The sequence below is a fragment of the Enterobacter sp. SECR19-1250 genome, assembly GCF_013391025.1.
In the GTDB taxonomy this organism is placed as follows: Bacteria; Pseudomonadota; Gammaproteobacteria; order Enterobacterales; family Enterobacteriaceae; genus Enterobacter; species Enterobacter cloacae.
Genome location: NZ_JACASJ010000053.1, coordinates 1 through 19,669, shown reverse-complemented (window position 1 = coordinate 19,669; position 19,669 = coordinate 1). Strand labels below are relative to the sequence as shown.

Here is a 19,669-nt window from a genome sequence, read left to right as displayed (position 1 = left end):
GTGTAATCAGATGAATGAGACTGGCTGATAATCCGTCCGTAAGGTTACAATCAGTACAGCAGGTGTTTTCAATTTTGATCCAGGAGACGGAAATGTCATACAGTGGCGAACGAGATAACTTTGCACCCCATATGGCTCTGGTGCCAATGGTTATTGAACAGACCTCACGTGGTGAGCGTTCTTTTGATATCTATTCCCGTCTGCTCAAGGAACGCGTTATCTTTCTGACCGGCCAGGTGGAAGACCACATGGCGAACCTGATCGTGGCGCAGATGCTGTTTCTGGAAGCGGAAAACCCGGAAAAAGACATTTACCTGTACATTAACTCCCCAGGCGGCGTGATTACGGCAGGTATGTCCATTTATGACACCATGCAATTCATCAAGCCTGATGTGAGCACTATCTGTATGGGTCAGGCAGCATCTATGGGTGCCTTCCTGTTAACCGCAGGGGCAAAAGGCAAACGTTTCTGCCTGCCGAATTCCCGCGTGATGATTCACCAGCCGCTGGATGGTTACCAGGGGCAGGCGACGGATATCGAAATCCACGCCCGCGAAATTCTGAAAGTAAAAGCGCGCATGAATGAACTTATGGCGCAGCATACGGGTCAATCTCTTGAGCAGATCGAGCGCGATACCGAGCGCGATCGCTTCCTCTCTGCTTCAGAGGCAGTTGAGTACGGCTTAGTCGACTCCATTTTGACCCATCGTAATTGATGCCCGCGACGCGAGTGTGCCGCTATACTAAGGTAAAGCGGCACTCTGCTTGAGAGCAGCTTGCGTCTGAAAATGGCATTTGCGTCGTCATGTGCGGCACAAAGAACTTAAAAAGAGGTTTGGACTCATGACAGATAAACGCAAAGATGGTTCGGGCAAACTGCTGTACTGCTCTTTTTGCGGCAAAAGCCAGCATGAAGTGCGTAAACTGATTGCCGGGCCGTCCGTGTATATCTGCGACGAATGTGTTGATTTATGTAATGACATCATTCGCGAAGAGATTAAAGAAGTAGCGCCTCACCGCGAGCGTAGCGCGCTGCCGACACCGCATGAAATTCGTCATCATCTTGATGACTATGTCATCGGTCAGGAGCAGGCTAAGAAAGTGCTGGCGGTAGCGGTATATAACCACTACAAACGCCTGCGTAACGGTGATACCAGCAATGGCGTAGAGCTGGGTAAAAGTAACATTCTGCTGATCGGCCCAACCGGTTCCGGTAAAACGCTGCTGGCTGAAACGCTCGCACGCCTGCTGGATGTGCCGTTCACCATGGCGGATGCCACCACCCTGACCGAAGCCGGTTACGTGGGTGAAGATGTAGAAAACATCATCCAGAAACTGCTGCAGAAGTGTGATTACGACGTACAGAAAGCCCAGCGCGGGATCGTCTATATCGATGAGATCGACAAGATTTCCCGTAAATCAGACAACCCGTCTATCACCCGTGACGTATCAGGGGAAGGTGTACAGCAGGCATTGCTGAAGCTGATCGAAGGGACCGTTGCCGCAGTGCCCCCGCAGGGTGGCCGTAAACATCCGCAGCAGGAGTTCCTGCAGGTTGATACCTCCAAGATCCTGTTCATCTGTGGCGGTGCTTTCGCCGGTCTGGATAAAGTTATCTCCCACCGTGTTGAAACCGGCTCCGGCATTGGTTTTGGCGCAACGGTGAAGGCCAAATCCGAGAAAGCGAACGAAGGCGAACTGCTGTCTCAGGTTGAACCAGAAGATCTGATCAAGTTTGGTCTGATCCCAGAATTCATTGGGCGTCTGCCGGTTGTGGCCACGCTGAATGAGCTGAGTGAAGAAGCGCTGATCCAGATCCTGAAAGAGCCGAAAAACGCGCTGACCAAGCAGTATCAGGCGCTGTTTAACCTGGAAGGCGTTGAGCTGGAATTCCGTGATGAAGCGCTGGATGCGATTGCGAAGAAAGCGATGATCCGTAAAACCGGTGCCCGTGGTCTGCGTTCCATCGTTGAAGCGGCGCTGCTTGATACCATGTACGACCTGCCTTCCATGGAAGATGTCGAAAAAGTGGTTATCGACGAGTCCGTTATCGGTGGTCAAAGCAAGCCGCTGCTGATTTACGGGAAACCGGAAGCGCAGCAGGCATCTGGCGAATAATTCACCAAATCATACAAGCAGTTAATCAAAAAGGGGGGATTTTATCTCCCCTTTACTTTTTCCGTATTCATGGCGTTGAATGTGTGGGAAACATCCCCATATACTGGATTACATGTTAATGGTTGTGTGAAGCACAGTTACATGACCAGTTTACCTGGCGGACACTAAACTAAGAGAGAGCTCTATGAATCCTGAGCGTTCTGAACGCATTGAAATCCCCGTATTGCCGTTGCGCGATGTGGTGGTTTATCCGCACATGGTCATACCCTTATTTGTAGGGCGGGAAAAATCTATCCGTTGCCTCGAAGCCGCCATGGATCATGATAAAAAAATCATGTTGGTTGCGCAGAAGGAAGCTTCGACGGATGAGCCGGGTGTAAACGATCTTTTCACCGTCGGGACCGTGGCCTCTATTTTGCAGATGCTGAAGCTGCCTGACGGCACCGTTAAGGTGCTGGTAGAAGGCCTGCAGCGTGCGCGTATTACCACCCTGTCTGACAATGGCGAGCATTTCTCTGCCAAGGCAGAGTACCTTGATTCGCCTCAGCTTGATGAGCGCGAGCAGGAAGTGCTGGTGCGCACAGCGATTAGCCAGTTTGAAGGCTATATCAAGCTGAACAAGAAAATCCCACCAGAAGTGCTGACGTCGCTGAACAGCATCGACGATCCCGCACGTCTGGCGGACACCATCGCAGCGCATATGCCGCTGAAGCTGGCGGACAAACAGTCCGTGCTGGAGATGTCCGACGTTAACGAACGTCTGGAATATCTGATGGCGATGATGGAGTCTGAAATCGATCTGCTGCAGGTTGAGAAGCGTATTCGCAACCGCGTGAAAAAGCAGATGGAAAAATCGCAGCGTGAGTACTATCTGAATGAGCAAATGAAAGCCATTCAGAAAGAGCTCGGCGAGATGGACGACGCGCCGGACGAAAACGAAGCGCTGAAGCGTAAGATCGACGCGGCAAAAATGCCGAAAGAGGCCAAAGAGAAAGCGGAAGCTGAACTGCAGAAGCTGAAAATGATGTCTCCGATGTCGGCTGAAGCGACGGTGGTGCGTGGCTACATCGAGTGGATGGTTCAGGTGCCGTGGAACGCCCGCAGCAAGGTCAAAAAAGACCTGCGTCAGGCGCAGGAGATCCTGGATACCGACCACTACGGCCTGGAGCGTGTTAAAGACCGCATCCTTGAGTACCTCGCGGTACAAAGCCGTGTAAACAAACTGAAAGGCCCAATCCTCTGTCTGGTTGGACCGCCAGGGGTAGGTAAAACCTCTCTGGGTCAGTCCATTGCGAAAGCGACCGGACGTAAATATATCCGTATGGCGCTGGGTGGCGTACGCGACGAAGCGGAAATCCGCGGCCACCGTCGTACCTACATCGGTTCTATGCCGGGTAAATTGATCCAGAAGATGGCGAAAGTAGGGGTTAAAAACCCACTGTTCCTGCTCGATGAGATCGACAAAATGTCGTCGGATATGCGTGGCGATCCGGCCTCGGCTCTGCTGGAAGTACTTGATCCAGAACAGAACGTGGCGTTCAGCGATCACTACCTGGAAGTGGACTACGATCTGAGCGATGTGATGTTCGTGGCAACCTCCAACTCCATGAACATTCCGGCACCGCTGCTGGATCGTATGGAAGTGATCCGTCTGTCTGGTTATACCGAAGACGAGAAGCTGAATATTGCGAAGCAGCATCTGCTGCCGAAACAGATTGAGCGTAACGCACTGAAAGCCAACGAACTGACCGTCGAGGACAGCGCGATTATCGGCATCATTCGCTACTACACTCGCGAAGCGGGCGTGCGTAGCCTTGAGCGTGAAATCTCGAAACTGTGCCGTAAAGCGGTGAAACAGCTGCTGCTGGATAAGAGCCTGAAGCACATCACCATTAACGGCGACAATCTGCATGCCTATCTGGGCGTTCAGCGTTTCGACTATGGTCGTGCGGACAACGAAAACCGCGTGGGTCAGGTCACCGGTCTGGCATGGACGGAAGTGGGCGGCGATCTGCTGACCATCGAAACCGCCTGTGTGCTAGGTAAAGGTAAGCTAACCTACACCGGTTCTCTAGGTGAAGTCATGCAGGAGTCCATCCAGGCGGCCTTGACCGTGGTTCGCGCACGTGCGGAGAAACTGGGGATCAACCCGGATTTCTACGAAAAACGCGACATTCACGTTCACGTCCCGGAAGGGGCAACGCCGAAAGATGGCCCAAGCGCCGGTATCGCGATGTGTACCGCGCTGGTCTCCTGTCTTACAGGGAACCCGGTGCGTGCTGATGTCGCAATGACCGGTGAAATTACCCTGCGTGGTCAGGTTCTGCCAATTGGTGGGTTAAAAGAAAAACTGCTGGCGGCACATCGTGGTGGGATCAAAACCGTATTGATTCCTTACGAAAATAAACGCGATCTGGAAGAGATTCCGGACAACGTGATTGCCGATCTGCAAATTCATCCTGTTAAGCGAATTGAGGAGGTTCTTACTCTCGCATTGCAGAATGAACCCTCCGGAATGCAGGTTGTGACCGCAAAATAGTGACCTCGCGCAAAGAGCGTCAATAAAAACAAGGCTGGTAAGTCATTTCGCACTTGCCAGCCTTTTTTTGTATAGCTAATTTAGATTGCTGATTAGGTCAGCCATCAACAACGGGTGTTGTAAGGTCATGGCAGGCCTGATATAACTGCTGCGCGGTCGCGTTGTGAAGGATTCAGGCGCGATATAAATTATAAAGAGAGGAAGAGAACAGTGAATAAATCTCAACTGATTGACAAAATTGCTGCTGGTGCTGATATTTCTAAAGCTGCAGCTGGACGTGCGTTAGATGCATTAATTGCTTCTGTTACTGAATCTCTGCAGGCTGGGGACGACGTTGCACTGGTAGGCTTCGGTACTTTTGCTGTTAAAGAGCGTGCTGCCCGTACTGGCCGCAACCCTCAGACCGGTAAAGAGATCACCATTGCTGCCGCTAAAGTGCCGGGTTTCCGTGCAGGTAAAGCGCTGAAAGACGCAGTAAACTGATTGCTTTCCCGTTTCAGGGAAGCCGAAAAGTACAAGGGCGCATCATTTGATGTGCCTTTTTTATTTGTCCAGACCTGATTTGTGCGAGTTTATGCGAGTTGTGGGCTGACAATCGCCCCGTTTTCTTGTCACAATACGCCTTTACGCGCGACGGTCAGGATTTTCCGTTAGCGTCAGGTAACCAGTCACCTACAGCGGAGTGTTGTTACACCATGATGGACAGCTTACGCACGGCTGCTAACAGTCTCGTGCTCAAGATTATTTTCGGTATCATTATCGTGTCGTTCATATTGACCGGCGTGAGCAGTTACCTTATCGGCGGTGGCGCAAACTATGCCGCAAAAGTGAACGGCCAGGAAATCAGCCGCGGTCAGTTCGAGAACGCGTTTGCCGGTGAACGTAACCGTATGCAGCAACAGCTGGGCGACCAATTCTCTGAGCTGGCTGCGAACGAAGGATACATGAAAACCCTGCGCCAGCAGACGCTGAACCGCCTGATTGACGAAGCGCTCCTCGATCAATATGCCAAAAAACTGGGTCTGGGTATCAGCGACGAGCAGGTTAAAAAAGCCATCTTCTCGACTCAGGCTTTCCAGTCTAACGGCAAGTTCGACAATGCTCGCTATAACAGCATTGTGAATCAGATGGGCATGACGGCCGATCAATACGCGCAGGCGCTGCGTAACCAACTGACGACGCAACAGCTCATCAATGCGGTGGTTGGTACTGATTTCATGCTCAAAGGTGAAACTGACGAACTGGCAGCCCTGGTGGCACAGCAGCGTGTTGTGCGTCAGGCGACCATTGATGTGAATGCGCTCGCGGCGAAGCAGCAGGTGAGCGACGCAGAGGTTAACGCCTGGTACGAGCAGAATAAAAACAGCTTTGTTGCACCTGAGCAGTTCCGCGTGAGCTATATCAAGCTGGATGCTGCTGCGTTGCAGGAAACCGCGACTGATGCAGAAATCCAGTCTTACTACGATCAGCATCAGGATCAGTTCACTCAGCCGCAGCGTAACCGCTACAGCGTGATTCAGACCAAAACCGAAGCCGATGCCAAAGCGGTGCTGGATGAGCTGAACAAAGGCGCAGATTTCGCCACCGTTGCGAAAGCAAAATCCACCGACATCATTTCTGCCAGAAATGGCGGCGATATGGGCTGGCTGGAAGCGGCGACTACGCCGGATGAGCTGAAAAATGCCGGTCTGAAAGACAAGGGCCAGCTGTCGGGTGTGATTAAATCGTCCGTTGGTTTCCTGATTGCGCGTCTGGATGATATCGAAGCCGCTAAAACCAAACCTCTGGCTGAGGTGCGTGATGATATCGCCGCCAAAGTGAAGCAGGAAAAAGCGCTCGATGCGTACTATGCCCTGCAGCAGAAAGTGAGCGATGCGGCGAGCAACGACAACGAATCTCTGGCCGGTGCAGAGCAGGCCGCTGGCGTGAAAGCGGTTGAGACCGGCTGGTTTGGCCGTGACAACCTGCCGGAAGAGCTGAACTTCAAACCGGTTTCGGATGCCATCTTCAACGGTGGTCTGGTGGGCGAGAACGGTACGCCGGGCAGCAACTCCGATATCATTACCGTTGACGGTGACCGTGCGTTTGTTCTGCGCGTGAGCGAGCACAAGCCTGAAGCGGTAAAACCGCTTGCGGAAGTGAAAGATCAGGTTGTGGCGCAGGTTAAACATAGCAAAGCGGAACAGCAGGCAAAACTGGATGCTGAGAAGATCCTGGCTGACCTGAAAGCCGGTAAAGAAGACGCCCTTAAAGCGGCGGGTCTGAGCTTCGGTGACGCGAAAACGCTGAGCCGTACCGGTCAGGACCCAATCAGCCAGGCTGTGTTTGGTCTGAGCCTACCAGCGAAAGACAAACCGAGCTTCGGGACAACAACCGACATGCAGGGGAACGTCGTTCTGCTGGCGCTGGATGAAGTGAAAGCCGGCACCATGCCAGAAGCGCAAAAGAAAGCAATGGTTCAGGGTATCACCCAGAACAATGCCCAGATTGCTTTCGAAGCGATGATGAGCAACCTGCGTAAAGAAGCCAAAATCAAGCTGGGCGATGCCATCACTCAGCAGCAATAATTACGTATCTGCTCGCAGATTTTCGTAACGCTCTGCAAACCCTGGAGGCCGCTTTCGCGGCCTTTTCCATTTCTGCAAATGCATGTTTGAGCCTCTTTTGGCTGACGGCTATGGTGACATGGCTGTCAACAAACAAGGAGATAACAGCATGAAATGTGGAATCAAAGCACTGCTAATCACACTGGCTATTGCCACTACCGGAATGAGCGCAGGCGCACTGGCGGCGTCCCCCGCAGCCAAAACGCAGTCTGTACAAAGCAAAACTGACCCCGCTGCACAAGCATCTGCCCAAACTAAAGCCGCTGAACCTGGCAAAAGCACAGGGGACGACGGTACACGCGTCAGCATCAATACGGCCTCGGCTGAAGATCTCGCCCGCGTGATGAACGGCGTAGGGCTCAAAAAAGCGCAGGCTATCGTCAGCTACCGTGAAGAGTACGGCCCGTTTAAAACGGTTGACGACCTCAGGCAGGTTCCGGGGATGGGCAGTTCACTGGTTGAGCGCAACCTCTCACACCTGACGTTGTAATTTCAGTTTTACTTGCACAGCAGCAAAAGTTTGCCAGGATAAAGAGGTCATACCAGTCTTGACCTCTTATCCTATAACAACAGTAAAGGCTATTGCGCTATGCAGACAAAAATCAAAGTACGCGGTTTTCATCTTGATGTTTACCAGCACGTGAATAATGCCCGCTATCTCGAATTTCTGGAAGAGGCGCGCTGGGACGGGCTGGAAAACAGCGAAAGCTTCCAATGGCTGACCGCGCACAACATTGCGTTCGTGGTCGTCAACATCAATATCAACTACCGTCGCCCGGCCGTGCTGGGGGATGTGCTTACAGTGACCAGCCAGGTGCAACAGCTAAACGGGAAGAGCGGCGTGCTCAGTCAGGTCGTGACGCTGGATCCGGAAGGGCAGGTGGTAGCCGATGCGCTGATCACCTTCGTTTGTATCGATCTGAAAACGCAGAAAGCACTGCCGCTGGAAGGGGAGTTGCGGGAAAAGCTGGAGTTGATGATCGTGTGATTTTTTGTCTTTTATAAAAGACAAAGTGTTTTTCCAGGGATAGAATAATGGACAGGGACTATGTTGTTGAGCGTTATCGGACCCGTGACGGCAAAGTGCCGTTTGAGGAGTGGATAACCAGGATGCGTAGAAAGGATCCGGAGACCGTTTTACGGATCCTTATGCGTATTAACCGTGCAATAAAGCATAATTTTGGTGATTACAAATACCTTAGAGAAGGTGTTTGGGAGATGCGAATTGATAGTGGTCCCGGTTACAGGATCTATTTTGCCGTAGAGCATCAGAGGGTCTTGTTGTTACTCATCGGTGGTGACAAGAAGAGTCAAAAACAAGATGTTAAACAGGCGGTAGATTTCTTGAAAGATCATCTATCTAAAGGAAAAACAGATGAGCACTTCTAAACGACACTATTCAAGTTCTGTTAACCATCACGATGCGGTTGTAAAAATGCTTCGTGAGAATCCTTCCTATGCTCAACTTTACCTGCAAATAGCACTGGAAGAAATTTATGAGGATCAGGGGATCCCTGCCTATCTCATTGCACTCCGCCAGGTCATCGAATCCCGCGGCGGTATAGGTGAAATTGCTGCCAAAGCAGGTCTTTCCCGTCAGCAGCTATACCGAACCTTGTCTGATAATGGCAATCCAACGTTGACTACGCTAATGAAAGTCACGCGTGCTGCCGGTGTAAAACTGTTCGACAGCACGGTCAAATAACCCTATTTCAGCCCGGTTTTTTTCTGCATCGCGGCCATCACACCGGCTTTATCTGCCAGGTAGTGATTCAAGCCATTGGCACGCAGGTTACAGGCGGCGCACTGGCCACATCCGTCGCCCTTAATGCCGTTGTAGCAGGTCAGGGTTTCGCTGCGAACCAGATCCAGCTTGCCCCAGTAGTCCGCCAGTGCCCAGGTTTCCGCTTTATCAAGCCACATTAGCGGCGTTTCAAAGCGCGTCTCCTTGGCCATCCCCAGATTTACTGCGTGATTGAGCGCTTTCACAAACTCGTCGCGGCAGTCCGGGTAACCGGAGAAGTCGGTTTCGCAAACGCCGGTGATCACCGCTTCGGCTTGCACCTGGTAGGCGTAGATGGCCGTCAGGGTCAGAAAAAGAATATTACGGCCCGGCACAAAGGTATTGGGAATACCGCTGGCGTCAGGTTTGTAATCAGGAACAGGAATACTGTCGCGGGTGAGGCTGCTGACGGCCAGTTCGTTTAACAGCGTGACGTCCAGCACCTTATGCGCGCGTGCGCCCAGTTTCAGCGCCAGTTCGCGGGCAACGTCGATTTCAGCGCGATGGCGCTGGCCATAATCGAAAGTGACACAATGCACTTCATCGTACTGGTGAAGCGCCTGAACCAGGCAGGTAGTGGAATCTTGTCCTCCACTGAACACGACGACGGCACGTTTCATAAATCATCTCGACAGTTACGGTAAAAACATTATGTTACCGTCTGACTTCGGCGACGACCAGCTTCTTCACGACCGGGGGACTGGAAGCCAGGCTTCAGTGAAATCAAACCAGCCACGGGTATTCAGTCGTATTCCGTTTACTCCCGGTGGCGCGCTAATTTGATACTGGTAGTTAAACAGCGGCGTCAGCACCGCATTATCCATCAGCCGGGTAAAGATGGCCCTCAGGCCAGCGTGTCTTGCCTGCTCATCGGCCTGAGTCTGTACGGCATCCAGCGTGGCCTGCAGATGCGCAACTTGCGGCGCGCTTAGCAGATGCGGCCAGAGGGTATCGCACCGAAGCCACTGTTCAAGCGTGTACTCCGGCGCTTCGCCAATCAGCCTGTCTCCCATCATCATGTCCGCATCGGCAAGCTGCGGACATCCGTCCCACGTCTTCGCATCGTGAAAGATAACGGTCAGTTCGCAGCCCTGCTGCGCAAGATACTGTTTTAGCTGGTTTGCCATGGTGTGTAACTCAACGGGCAAATGGTAAACGAGGGTTAACGCTGCCGGTAAAGGAACGTGCGTTAAATCCGGCCACCGGGGAATAGGCAGGCCTGGAAGCAGCTCTTCTGTTGGGGTAATCAACCCTTCGTTCAGCGGGAGCGTATGCAGCAGCGTTGAGAGATGGATGATATTAATTAGCCGTCGAGCCTGCAGTTGACTCATCCGGTCGCTCTGTTTCAGGGTGAGATAACAGAAGCCCAGGCTGGTGCTGTTACTTACCAGCCGCAGGCTCTCCAGTTCATCAGGCTCGCCAATGGCAATCTGGACCGGATGACGACAGCTGGTCCCCAGTCCGTAATCAAATAGCGTCGGCGTGATCCAGTATTCAATCGCCTTGATCAGCGGGTGGCTAAGATGGTACTGCTCGTGGCTTTCCAGACGCACCAGCTCGGAATCAAACACGCTCAGCCTGAAAGGGCCGCTGCCCGTCATGGGCTGGTCAGGGTGGGCCAGACGGCTACAGTAGGTCGCCAGACGATGGGGCAACCAGTAGTCCGGTTGATGCAGGGTAAACGTCAGGCACTGCGGGTGAGTGACCTCGATATCTAATACGCTCTGGAACAGTTTGCGCAGGGCTGGCAGCATAAGCAGGGCCTTCAGGCTCCGCTGCAACTGCGCTGTCTCAATTTTGTCGCCATTATGCCAGTGCAGGGTCGAGCGGATATAAAAATGCCAGCGCAGGCCGCCATCCGTGACTTCCCAGTGATGGGCAAGATCGCCCGTCGGTTCGCTGCTGTTGCCGTTAAAGCGCGTCAGCCCGGAGAAAATCTGGCCTGCCAGGTGCTGCTCCGCCCGGCCGGGTAAAAAGCCAGGCTGCAGCGCATCCAGCGAGCGGTAATAGGGAATGCGCAGCGTCGGCGTATCGTTTTGCCACTGTCCGCCCAAAAAGGGATGCAGCAACTCCCGCAACTCTTCCGGCGCAAGCTGGGCCAGCTCCAGGGCGTTATGCTGCTGCCCATGCTTCAGCGCTTCTTCCATCATCGTATTGCGCAATGATTCCGGGCTGACATAAAACCTTAGCTCGCCGCGCTTGCCGCGACCAGACTGTGCATGCCAGTTCAGCCAGCCAGCCTCCTGCGCCTGACGCAGCAGGGTGCGAACATGCCGCTCGCTGCAAAAACAGCGGCTGGCGAGCTCCGCAATGGTGACCTGCTGCGGTGCCCCTTCGGAGGGTTGCCACAGGCGTTGATACTGTTTGAGGCGGTTGAGTTGGCGCATGATAAACCCGGAACAATAATTCTCATCTATTCACTATTACTTCCGTATATCTCACGCAATACTGATGCACAAGTTAATCGCATCACATTTCGGGAGTTATGATGGCTCGGCTCGCTGCATTTGATATGGACGGCACGTTGTTAATGCCGGATCACCGTTTAGGGGAGAAAACCCTGAACACGCTTAAGCGCCTGCGTCCGCGTGATGTAACCCTGACGTTTGCTACCGGCCGTCATGTGCTGGAGATGCGCCATCTCCTGGGCGCATTTTCCCTGGATGCATTTCTGATTACCGGCAACGGAACACGAATTCATTCGGTCGAAGGGGAGGTGCTGCACCGTCAGGATCTCAACCCGGAAGTGGCGGATATCGTGCTGCACAGTACCTGGGATACCCAGGCCAGCGTTCATGTCTTTAACGATAACGGCTGGTTTACCGGTCGTGAAATCCCTCAACTTCTCCATGCGCATGTCTACAGCGGTTTTCGCTATCAGCTGATGGATCTGCGCCGCATCCCTGCCCACGCGGTGACCAAGATCTGTTTTTGTGGCGATCACGACGATCTCTGCCGCTTACGTATTCAGTTGAATGAGGCGTTAGGCGACCGGGCCCATCTGACCTTTTCGGCGGTGGATTGTCTGGAAGTGTTGCCGGTGGGGTGTAACAAAGGTTCTGCCCTGGCGGTCCTGAGCGGCCACCTGGGCTTGACGCTGCAGGAGTGTATGGCGTTTGGTGACGCCATGAACGACCGCGAAATGCTGGGCAGCGTCGGGCGCGGTTTGATTATGGGGAATGCTATGCCGCAGCTGATCTCTGCGCTTCCTCATCTGCCGGTTATCGGACACTGCCGTAATGAAGCGGTGTCCCATTTTTTAACACATTGGCTGGACAACAACACCCTCCCATATTCCCCCGAATAGTGAGACCCTTCCAGCAAGCCAGACTTCGGTCTGGCTTTTTTTTATTTCACCAGCTGTGCAATTTGCGCTTTCCACGGCGCAATATCGCCGATGTTCGCCTGCACCCACTCCGCGTTGTAATAGGTTTCCAGGTAGCGCTCCCCGCTGTCGCACAGCAGCGTGACGATAGAGCCCGTGCGGCCCTCTTCACGCATGCGTGCTGCCAGCTGCAGCGCACCCCACATATTGGTACCGGTAGAGGCACCCACCTTGCGGCCCAGCTGCGTCTCCAGCCAGTGCGCCGTCGCGACGCTGGCGGCATCCGGTACGCGGAGCATTTCATCCACCACATCAGGAATGAACGACGGCTCAACGCGCGGGCGGCCAATCCCTTCAATTTTACTGCCCACCGGACTGCGCAGGTCGGCATTGCGGCTTTGCCAGTAGTCGAGGAAGACCGAGTTTTGCGGATCCACCACCATCAGTTGCGTATCGTAGCCCTGACAGCGGATATAGCGGCCAATCGTGGCCGAGGTTCCGCCCGTACCGGCGCTCATGACGATATATGACGGAACCGGATGGGGCTCATGAGTCATCTGACGGAAAATACTGTCCGCTATATTGTTATTGCCACGCCAGTCGGTTGCACGCTCGGCGAAGGTGAACTGATCCATATAGTGGCCGTTCAGCTCACGGGTCAGCATTTCCGAGGCGGCGTAAATTTCGCAGGCGCTTTCTACAAAGTGGCAGCGTCCGCCATAAAATTCGATCTGTTCGATTTTGCGTTTCGCGGTGCATGAGGGCATGACAGCGATAAACGGCAGGCCCAGTAAACGGGCGAAATAGGCTTCGGAGACGGCGGTCGAACCGGATGACGATTCAACAATTGTCGTGCCTTCTTTAATCCAGCCGTTACACAAGCCATACAGGAACAGCGAACGCGCCAGACGATGCTTCAGGCTGCCCGTAGGATGGGTACTTTCGTCTTTCAGATACAGCTGAATCCCCGCAAACCCCGGCAGGGCGAGGCGGATTAAATGGGTGTCGGCTGAGCGCTGGTAGTCGGCATTGATTTCGCTGATGGCATGTTTAACCCAGTTGCTATTCATCGTAATTATCCGTTTGTCATTTTGTGCCCAGCATAGCGAAAAGCACAGAAAAAATTGTTGCTATCTGGCCTTTAAAATAGAATGAAGGGAGAAAAATTTTCTCTGTGAGGTGGGTATGCTAGATAAAATTGACCGCAAGCTGCTTTCATTGCTGCAAAGTGACTGCACCCTCTCTTTGCAGGCGCTGGCAGATGCCGTTAATCTGACCACCACACCGTGCTGGAAGCGCCTCAAGAAGCTGGAAGATGACGGCATTCTGCTGGGGCGTGTCGCGTTATTAGATCCCGAAAAACTGGGGCTGGGCCTGACGGCCTTTGTCCTGATAAAAACGCAGCATCACAGCAGCGAATGGTATTGTCGCTTCGTAAACCAGGTCTCTGACATGCCGGAGGTCCTCGGCTTCTGGCGTATGGCCGGGGAGTACGATTATCTGATGCGTGTCCAGGTGGCAGACATGAAGCGCTATGATGATTTCTACAAGCGGCTGGTGAATAGCGTACCGGGCTTGTCGGACGTCACCTCAAGCTTCGCCATGGAACAGATTAAATACACCACAGCGTTACCCATTGAATAACTCCATAAAATACCTTCAGGAACAAACCGCGTGCGATTATTTGCCCAACTAAGCTGGTACTTTCGTCGGGAGTGGCAGCGCTACCTCGGCGCAGTTCTCCTGCTTATCATCATTGCCATTTTGCAGCTGATCCCGCCGAAGGTGGTGGGCTACGTCGTGGATGGCGTTACGGAACAGCATTACACCACCGCACGGGTGTTGATGTGGGTGGGCACGCTGGTGCTGACGGCCGTCATCGTCTATTTGCTGCGTTACGTCTGGCGCGTGCTGCTGTTTGGCGCGTCCTATCAGCTGGCCGTTGAGCTGCGCGAGGATTTTTACCGTCAGCTGAGTCGCCAGCACCCCGAGTTTTACCTGCGCCATCGCACCGGGGATCTCATCGCCCGCGCCACCAACGACGTCGATCGCGTGGTGTTCGCCGCCGGGGAAGGGGTGTTAACGCTGGTGGATTCGCTGGTGATGGGCTGCGCGGTTCTGATTGTGATGTCCACTCAGATCAGCTGGCAACTTACCCTGCTGGCATTGCTGCCGATGCCGCTGATGGCGCTGGCGATCAACCGTTATGGCGAACAACTGCACGAGCGTTTCAAGCTGGCGCAGGCGGCGTTTTCGTCGCTAAACGATCGCACGCAGGAGAGTATGACCAGTATTCGCATGATCAAAGCCTTTGGTCTGGAGGATCGGCAATCTGCCCTGTTTGCGGCCGATGCCGCAGACACCGGCGCAAAAAACATGCGCGTTGCGCGTATTGATGCGCGCTTTGATCCGACCATCTATATCGCTATTGGCATGGCCAACCTGTTGGCCGTCGGTGGCGGGAGCTGGATGGTGGTGCAGGGCACCTTGACCCTGGGGCAGTTAACCAGTTTTGCCATGTACCTGGGGCTGATGATTTGGCCGATGCTGGCGCTGGCCTGGATGTTTAACATCGTGGAGCGCGGCAGTGCCGCCTATAGCCGCATTCGCGCCATGCTGTCTGAAGCGCCAGTGGTCAACGACGGTACCGAACCGGTACCGGAAGGGCGTGGGGTGATGAACGTCGACATCCGTACGTTTGTTTATCCTCAGACGGAACATCCGGTGCTGGAAAACGTCAGCTTTACGCTGCAACCGGGGCAAATGCTCGGGATCTGTGGCCCGACGGGATCCGGTAAAAGTACCGTTCTTTCGCTGCTCCAGCGTCACTTTGATGTCACGCAGGGGGATATTCGTTTCCACAATCTTCCTCTCACGACACTGCAACTAGACGACTGGCGTCGCCGTTTGGCCGTGGTCAGCCAGACGCCGTTTCTCTTTTCTGACACTGTGGCGAACAACATAGCCCTTGGCTGTCCGTCGGCCACGCAGGAAGAGATTGAGCATGTGGCGCGCTTAGCCAGCGTACATGACGATATTTTGCGTCTGCCGCAGGGGTATGAAACGGAGGTGGGTGAACGTGGCGTTATGCTCTCTGGCGGGCAAAAACAGCGAATTTCCATTGCCCGTGCGCTGCTGCTCAATGCTGAAATCCTGATCCTGGATGATGCGCTTTCTGCTGTGGATGGTCGAACCGAGCACCAGATCCTGCATAACCTTCGCCAGTGGAGCGACGGACGGACGGTGATCATCAGTGCCCACCGTTTGTCAGCGCTGACGGAAGCCAGTGAAATTCTGGTGTTGCAGCACGGGCACATTGCCCAGCGCGGGCAGCATGACCAGCTTGCGGAGCAACCGGGCTGGTATCGCGATATGTATCGCTATTAGCAGCTTGAAGCGGCACTCGACGATGCCCCGGAACAGGAAGAGGAGGACGCTAATGCGTAAATCAAAAACGCAGTGGCCGACGCTAAAACGCCTGCTGGCCTACGGTTCACCATGGCGAAAACCCCTTGCTCTTGCCGTCGTGCTGCTGTGGATTGCGGCGATTGCAGAAGTGAGCGGTCCGCTGCTCATCAGTTATTTCATCGACAATATGGTTGCGAAAAGCTATTTGCCGCTGGGGCTGGTGGCGGGGTTAGGCGTGGCCTATGTGGGGCTACAGCTGGCAGCGGCTGGCCTGCACTATGCGCAGTCGCTACTCTTTAACCGGGCGGCGGTGGGTGTGGTTCAGAAGCTGCGTACCGACGTTATGGATGCTGCGCTGCGCCAGCCGCTGAGCGAGTTTGATATCCAGCCGGTCGGGCAGGTGATTTCGCGGGTGACCAACGATACCGAGGTGATCCGCGATCTGTACGTGACGGTCGTGGCGACCGTGCTGCGCAGTGCCGCATTGATTGGCGCCATGCTGGTGGCGATGTTCAGCCTTGACTGGCGCATGGCGCTGGTGGCGATCGCGATTTTCCCGGCGGTGCTGATTGTGATGGTGATCTATCAGCGCTACAGCACGCCCATTGTACGTCGGGTGCGGACCTACCTGGCCGATATTAACGATGGCTTCAACGAAGTGATCAACGGCATGAGCGTTATCCAGCAGTTCCGCCAGCAGGCTCGCTTTGGCGAACGCATGGGCGAAGCCAGCCGTTCGCACTATATGGCGCGTATGCAGACGCTGCGCCTTGATGGTTTCCTGCTGCGTCCGCTGCTGAGCCTCTTCTCGGCACTGGTGCTTTGCGGCCTGCTGATGCTCTTTGGCCTGAGTCCGGGCGGAACGATTGAAGTGGGGGTTCTGTATGCTTTTATCAGCTATCTGGGACGCCTGAACGAGCCGCTGATTGAACTCACAACCCAACAATCCATGTTGCAGCAGGCAGTGGTTGCCGGCGAGCGCGTCTTTGAACTGATGGACAGACCGCGTCAAACCTATGGTGAGGATACAGCACCGCTGCAAAGCGGGGCCATTACCTTTGACCATGTCTCGTTTGCCTACCGTGAAGACAGGCTGGTGTTGCAGGACATCAATCTTGATGTGCCGTCGCGCGGCTTTGTGGCGCTGGTGGGGCATACCGGCAGCGGCAAGAGTACGCTTGCAAGCCTGTTGATGGGCTACTACCCGTTAACGAAAGGCGAAATTCGTCTGGATGGACGTCCGCTGGCGTCGCTCAGCCACAGCGTATTGCGTAAAGGTGTAGCGATGGTGCAGCAAGATCCGGTTGTGCTGGCCGATACCTTTTACGCCAACGTGACCCTGGGGCGTGATTATACCGAGGAGCAGGTCTGGGCAGTGCTGGAAAAAGTGCAGCTCGCGGAGCTGGCACGCGGATTCAGCGACGGAATCAACACCCGGCTGGGCGAGCAGGGTAATAATCTTTCTGTCGGGCAAAAACAGCTTCTGGCGCTGGCGCGTGTGCTGATTGAAACGCCACAGGTGCTGATTCTGGATGAAGCGACGGCCAGCATCGACTCCGGTACTGAACAGGCTATCCAGCAGGCACTGGCCGCCGTGCGCGACCACACGACGCTGGTGGTTATCGCGCACCGTCTTTCAACGATTGTCGACGCAGATACCATTCTGGTGCTGCATCGCGGACAGGCCGTTGAACGCGGTACGCACCGGGCGCTCCTGGAGGCGAAAGGCCGCTACTGGCAGATGTATCAGCTGCAACTGGCGGGTGAAGAGCTGGCGGCCAGCGTCCGGGAGGAAGAGTCGCTTAGCGCCTGATGCACCAAAAACAGGCAACGTGCTAACAGTCACCGCTGTTGGTGCAAAACCGAAACGCGCCATGCACTGCCATGGTGCGTTTTTTTTCACCTGTTGACCATGCATGGTCTTTTAACGCGCATTGCGCCGCTTTTCCCTTCCGTTTTCATTTCTGGCACATCCCTTGCAATGTCTCCTGCGTGTTGCTGCGGCCATTACCGAATTCTGACTGGAGGGGATCTATGAAGCTGGTTACGGTGGTAATCAAACCATTCAAACTCGAAGACGTGCGTGAAGCGTTGTCTTCAATGGGTATTCAGGGACTGACTGTCACCGAAGTGAAAGGCTTCGGTCGTCAGAAGGGTCATGCCGAGCTTTATCGCGGGGCGGAATACAGCGTTAACTTCCTGCCAAAAGTAAAAATTGATGTCGCGATTGCTGATGACCAGCTTGATGAAGTCATCGATGTGATCAGCAAAGCGGCCTATACCGGCAAAATTGGCGACGGCAAAATTTTCGTTGCCGAACTGCAGCGTGTCATTCGCATCCGTACCGGCGAATCTGACGAAGCGGCACTGTAAGTAACTCCTGGCACACAGTGATAGGGATCGAGAAAATGAAGATAGCAACAATCAAAACGGGTCTGGGTTCGCTGGCACTGCTGCCGGGCCTGGCAATGGCTGCTCCTGCGGTGGCAGACAAAGCCGATAACGCCTTTATGATGATCAGCACCGCGCTGGTGCTGTTCATGTCTATTCCGGGCATCGCGCTGTTTTACGGCGGCCTGATCCGTGGCAAAAACGTTCTCTCCATGCTGACGCAGGTTGCCGTGACGTTCGCGCTGGTTTGCGTGCTGTGGGTGGTTTACGGCTACTCTCTGGCCTTCGGTGAAGGTAACGCCTTCTTCGGCAACTTCAACTGGGCCATGTTGAAAAATATTGAACTGACCGCAGTGATGGGCAGTTTCTATCAGTACATCCACGTTGCGTTCCAGGGATCGTTCGCCTGTATCACCGTGGGGCTGATTGTGGGTGCGCTGGCTGAGCGTATTCGCTTCTCTGCCGTTCTGATCTTTGTGGTGGTCTGGCTGACGCTCTCCTATGTGCCGATTGCACACATGGTCTGGGGTGGCGGTCTGCTGGCGTCGCACGGCGCGCTGGATTTCGCAGGCGGTACCGTTGTTCACATCAACGCCGCGGTAGCGGGTCTGGTGGGTGCATACCTGATTGGCAAACGCGTGGGCTTTGGCAAAGAAGCGTTCAAACCACACAATCTGCCGATGGTCTTTACCGGTACAGCAATCCTCTATTTTGGCTGGTTCGGCTTCAACGCCGGCTCTGCGAGCGCTGCTAACGAAATCGCTGCGCTGGCCTTCGTGAATACCGTGGTGGCCACGGCGGGTGCAATCCTCTCATGGGTGTTTGGTGAGTGGGCGGTTCGCGGTAAACCTTCTCTGCTGGGCGCGTGCTCGGGTGCCATTGCCGGTCTGGTGGGGATCACCCCAGCATGTGGTTACGTCGGTGTCGGTGGTGCGCTGCTTGTCGGCCTGGTGTCAGGTCTGGCGGGTCTGTGGGGTGTGACGGCGCTGAAACGTCTTCTGCGCGTGGATGACCCTTGCGATGTCTTTGGCGTGCACGGCGTGTGCGGTATCGTCGGTTGTATCATGACCGGTATCTTCGCCGCGAAATCGCTGGGCGGAGTGGGTTACGCTGAGGGCGTTGACATGGTTCACCAGGTGCTGGTGCAGCTGGAAAGTATCGCCATTACCGTTGTGTGGTCTGCTGTGGTGGCCTTCATTGGCTACAAACTGGCGGACATGACTGTGGGTCTGCGCGTACCGGAAGAGCAGGAGCGCGAAGGTCTCGACGTCAACAGCCACGGCGAGAATGCGTATAACGCATAATAAACAGCAAAACGGCAATCTCCGATTGCCGTTTTTAGTGTTTATTCCCTCTCCCAGTGGGAGAGGGCCAGGGTGAGGGCATCAGGCCGCACAAGGCAAAAGCAAAACGGCAATCCCTGATTGCCGTTTTTAGTATTTATTCCCTCTCCCTGTGGGCTGAGGGTTCCCCACAAAATAATGCCTGCACGGAGGACT

Annotated in this window: 18 protein-coding genes; 15 read left to right on the top strand and 3 right to left on the bottom strand. The window is 54.4% G+C overall.

Annotated features, from left to right (window positions below; all coding sequences use genetic code 11):
- The first annotated feature begins 92 nt into the window (after nt 1-92).
- The 9 genes from clpP to HX884_RS14715 all read left to right on the top strand — a co-directional run bounded on the left by clpP (nt 93) and on the right by HX884_RS14715 (nt 8,968).
- The gene (clpP, locus tag HX884_RS14755; protein WP_178328406.1) at nt 93-716 is read left to right on the top strand and encodes an ATP-dependent Clp endopeptidase proteolytic subunit ClpP; all 624 of its coding nucleotides are present in this window, start codon (nt 93-95) and stop codon (nt 714-716) included.
- 127 nt (nt 717-843) lie between these two features.
- Nucleotides 844-2,118, top strand: coding sequence for an ATP-dependent protease ATP-binding subunit ClpX (gene clpX / locus HX884_RS14750; RefSeq protein WP_013095858.1), 1,275 nt, complete (start codon nt 844-846; stop codon nt 2,116-2,118).
- A 184-nt stretch (nt 2,119-2,302) separates the two neighbouring features.
- On the top strand, nt 2,303-4,657 hold the full coding sequence (gene lon / locus HX884_RS14745; RefSeq protein WP_178328405.1) for an endopeptidase La: 2,355 nt from the start codon (nt 2,303-2,305) through the stop codon (nt 4,655-4,657).
- 210 nt (nt 4,658-4,867) lie between these two features.
- Nucleotides 4,868-5,140: a nucleoid-associated protein HU-beta gene (hupB, locus tag HX884_RS14740; RefSeq protein ID WP_002444653.1), complete on the top strand. Its 273-nt coding sequence runs from the start codon at nt 4,868-4,870 to the stop codon at nt 5,138-5,140.
- Nucleotides 5,141-5,352: 212 nt separating this feature from the next.
- Nucleotides 5,353-7,224, top strand: coding sequence for a peptidylprolyl isomerase (ppiD, locus tag HX884_RS14735; protein ID WP_178328404.1), 1,872 nt, complete (start codon nt 5,353-5,355; stop codon nt 7,222-7,224).
- Nucleotides 7,225-7,372: 148 nt separating this feature from the next.
- Complete coding sequence (locus tag HX884_RS14730; protein WP_178328403.1) at nt 7,373-7,753, top strand: helix-hairpin-helix domain-containing protein; 381 nt, start codon at nt 7,373-7,375, stop codon at nt 7,751-7,753.
- A 99-nt stretch (nt 7,754-7,852) separates the two neighbouring features.
- The gene (locus HX884_RS14725) at nt 7,853-8,251 is read left to right on the top strand and encodes a YbgC/FadM family acyl-CoA thioesterase (RefSeq protein WP_014830880.1); all 399 of its coding nucleotides are present in this window, start codon (nt 7,853-7,855) and stop codon (nt 8,249-8,251) included.
- A gap of 47 nt (nt 8,252-8,298) precedes the next feature.
- Nucleotides 8,299-8,652 (top strand): type II toxin-antitoxin system RelE/ParE family toxin, encoded by a 354-nt coding sequence (locus HX884_RS14720; protein WP_020686128.1) that lies wholly within the window; start codon nt 8,299-8,301, stop codon nt 8,650-8,652.
- Nucleotides 8,639-8,968: an addiction module antidote protein gene (locus tag HX884_RS14715; RefSeq protein ID WP_013095863.1), complete on the top strand. Its 330-nt coding sequence runs from the start codon at nt 8,639-8,641 to the stop codon at nt 8,966-8,968. Before HX884_RS14720 ends, HX884_RS14715 begins: the two co-directional genes overlap by 14 nt.
- A gap of 2 nt (nt 8,969-8,970) precedes the next feature.
- On the opposite strand, the gene queC is transcribed toward HX884_RS14715, so the two are convergent.
- Together queC and HX884_RS14705 are read right to left on the bottom strand one after the other, a co-directional pair.
- Nucleotides 8,971-9,666, bottom strand: a complete 696-nt coding sequence (gene queC, locus HX884_RS14710) for a 7-cyano-7-deazaguanine synthase QueC (protein ID WP_013095864.1) — start codon at nt 9,664-9,666, stop codon at nt 8,971-8,973.
- Between the two features lie 66 nt (nt 9,667-9,732).
- Nucleotides 9,733-11,433 (bottom strand): SgrR family transcriptional regulator, encoded by a 1,701-nt coding sequence (locus tag HX884_RS14705; protein WP_178328402.1) that lies wholly within the window; start codon nt 11,431-11,433, stop codon nt 9,733-9,735.
- Between the two features lie 101 nt (nt 11,434-11,534).
- On the opposite strand from HX884_RS14705, the gene cof reads away from it, so the two are divergent.
- Nucleotides 11,535-12,353, top strand: coding sequence for an HMP-PP phosphatase (gene cof, locus HX884_RS14700; protein ID WP_178328401.1), 819 nt, complete (start codon nt 11,535-11,537; stop codon nt 12,351-12,353).
- A 41-nt stretch (nt 12,354-12,394) separates the two neighbouring features.
- Here the strand turns inward: cof and HX884_RS14695 are convergent, their stop codons facing one another.
- Complete coding sequence (locus HX884_RS14695; protein WP_178328400.1) at nt 12,395-13,441, bottom strand: PLP-dependent cysteine synthase family protein; 1,047 nt, start codon at nt 13,439-13,441, stop codon at nt 12,395-12,397.
- A 115-nt stretch (nt 13,442-13,556) separates the two neighbouring features.
- Here HX884_RS14695 and HX884_RS14690 point away from each other — a divergent pair, with 115 nt between their 5' ends.
- From HX884_RS14690 to amtB, 5 genes are all read left to right on the top strand, one after another.
- Nucleotides 13,557-14,015, top strand: coding sequence for an Lrp/AsnC family transcriptional regulator (locus HX884_RS14690; protein WP_020686133.1), 459 nt, complete (start codon nt 13,557-13,559; stop codon nt 14,013-14,015).
- A gap of 30 nt (nt 14,016-14,045) precedes the next feature.
- The gene (locus HX884_RS14685) at nt 14,046-15,758 is read left to right on the top strand and encodes a SmdA family multidrug ABC transporter permease/ATP-binding protein (protein WP_178328399.1); all 1,713 of its coding nucleotides are present in this window, start codon (nt 14,046-14,048) and stop codon (nt 15,756-15,758) included.
- A gap of 52 nt (nt 15,759-15,810) precedes the next feature.
- Nucleotides 15,811-17,592 carry a SmdB family multidrug efflux ABC transporter permease/ATP-binding protein gene (locus tag HX884_RS14680; protein WP_013095870.1) on the top strand — a complete coding sequence of 594 codons (1,782 nt, stop codon included), beginning with the start codon at nt 15,811-15,813 and terminating at the stop codon, nt 17,590-17,592.
- 221 nt (nt 17,593-17,813) lie between these two features.
- Nucleotides 17,814-18,152 carry a P-II family nitrogen regulator gene (gene glnK / locus HX884_RS14675; protein WP_008503304.1) on the top strand — a complete coding sequence of 113 codons (339 nt, stop codon included), beginning with the start codon at nt 17,814-17,816 and terminating at the stop codon, nt 18,150-18,152.
- 35 nt (nt 18,153-18,187) lie between these two features.
- The gene (gene amtB / locus HX884_RS14670) at nt 18,188-19,474 is read left to right on the top strand and encodes an ammonium transporter AmtB (RefSeq protein ID WP_013095872.1); all 1,287 of its coding nucleotides are present in this window, start codon (nt 18,188-18,190) and stop codon (nt 19,472-19,474) included.
- Nucleotides 19,475-19,669 lie beyond the last annotated feature (195 nt).

Bases quoted from the DNA above. Each gene is read 5' to 3' on its own strand.
- clpP (WP_178328406.1), top strand. From the start codon at position 93: ATGTCATACAGTGGCGAACGAGATAACTTTGCACCCCATATGGCTCTG.
- clpX (WP_013095858.1), top strand. From the start codon at position 844: ATGACAGATAAACGCAAAGATGGTTCGGGCAAACTGCTGTACTGCTCT.
- lon (WP_178328405.1), top strand. From the start codon at position 2,303: ATGAATCCTGAGCGTTCTGAACGCATTGAAATCCCCGTATTGCCGTTG.
- ppiD (WP_178328404.1), top strand. From the start codon at position 5,353: ATGATGGACAGCTTACGCACGGCTGCTAACAGTCTCGTGCTCAAGATT.
- HX884_RS14730 (WP_178328403.1), top strand. From the start codon at position 7,373: ATGAAATGTGGAATCAAAGCACTGCTAATCACACTGGCTATTGCCACT.
- HX884_RS14725 (WP_014830880.1), top strand. From the start codon at position 7,853: ATGCAGACAAAAATCAAAGTACGCGGTTTTCATCTTGATGTTTACCAG.
- HX884_RS14720 (WP_020686128.1), top strand. From the start codon at position 8,299: ATGGACAGGGACTATGTTGTTGAGCGTTATCGGACCCGTGACGGCAAA.
- HX884_RS14715 (WP_013095863.1), top strand. From the start codon at position 8,639: ATGAGCACTTCTAAACGACACTATTCAAGTTCTGTTAACCATCACGAT.
- queC (WP_013095864.1), bottom strand. From the start codon at position 9,666: ATGAAACGTGCCGTCGTCGTGTTCAGTGGAGGACAAGATTCCACTACC.
- HX884_RS14705 (WP_178328402.1), bottom strand. From the start codon at position 11,433: ATGCGCCAACTCAACCGCCTCAAACAGTATCAACGCCTGTGGCAACCC.
- cof (WP_178328401.1), top strand. From the start codon at position 11,535: ATGGCTCGGCTCGCTGCATTTGATATGGACGGCACGTTGTTAATGCCG.
- HX884_RS14695 (WP_178328400.1), bottom strand. From the start codon at position 13,441: ATGAATAGCAACTGGGTTAAACATGCCATCAGCGAAATCAATGCCGAC.
- HX884_RS14690 (WP_020686133.1), top strand. From the start codon at position 13,557: ATGCTAGATAAAATTGACCGCAAGCTGCTTTCATTGCTGCAAAGTGAC.
- HX884_RS14680 (WP_013095870.1), top strand. From the start codon at position 15,811: ATGCGTAAATCAAAAACGCAGTGGCCGACGCTAAAACGCCTGCTGGCC.
- glnK (WP_008503304.1), top strand. From the start codon at position 17,814: ATGAAGCTGGTTACGGTGGTAATCAAACCATTCAAACTCGAAGACGTG.
- amtB (WP_013095872.1), top strand. From the start codon at position 18,188: ATGAAGATAGCAACAATCAAAACGGGTCTGGGTTCGCTGGCACTGCTG.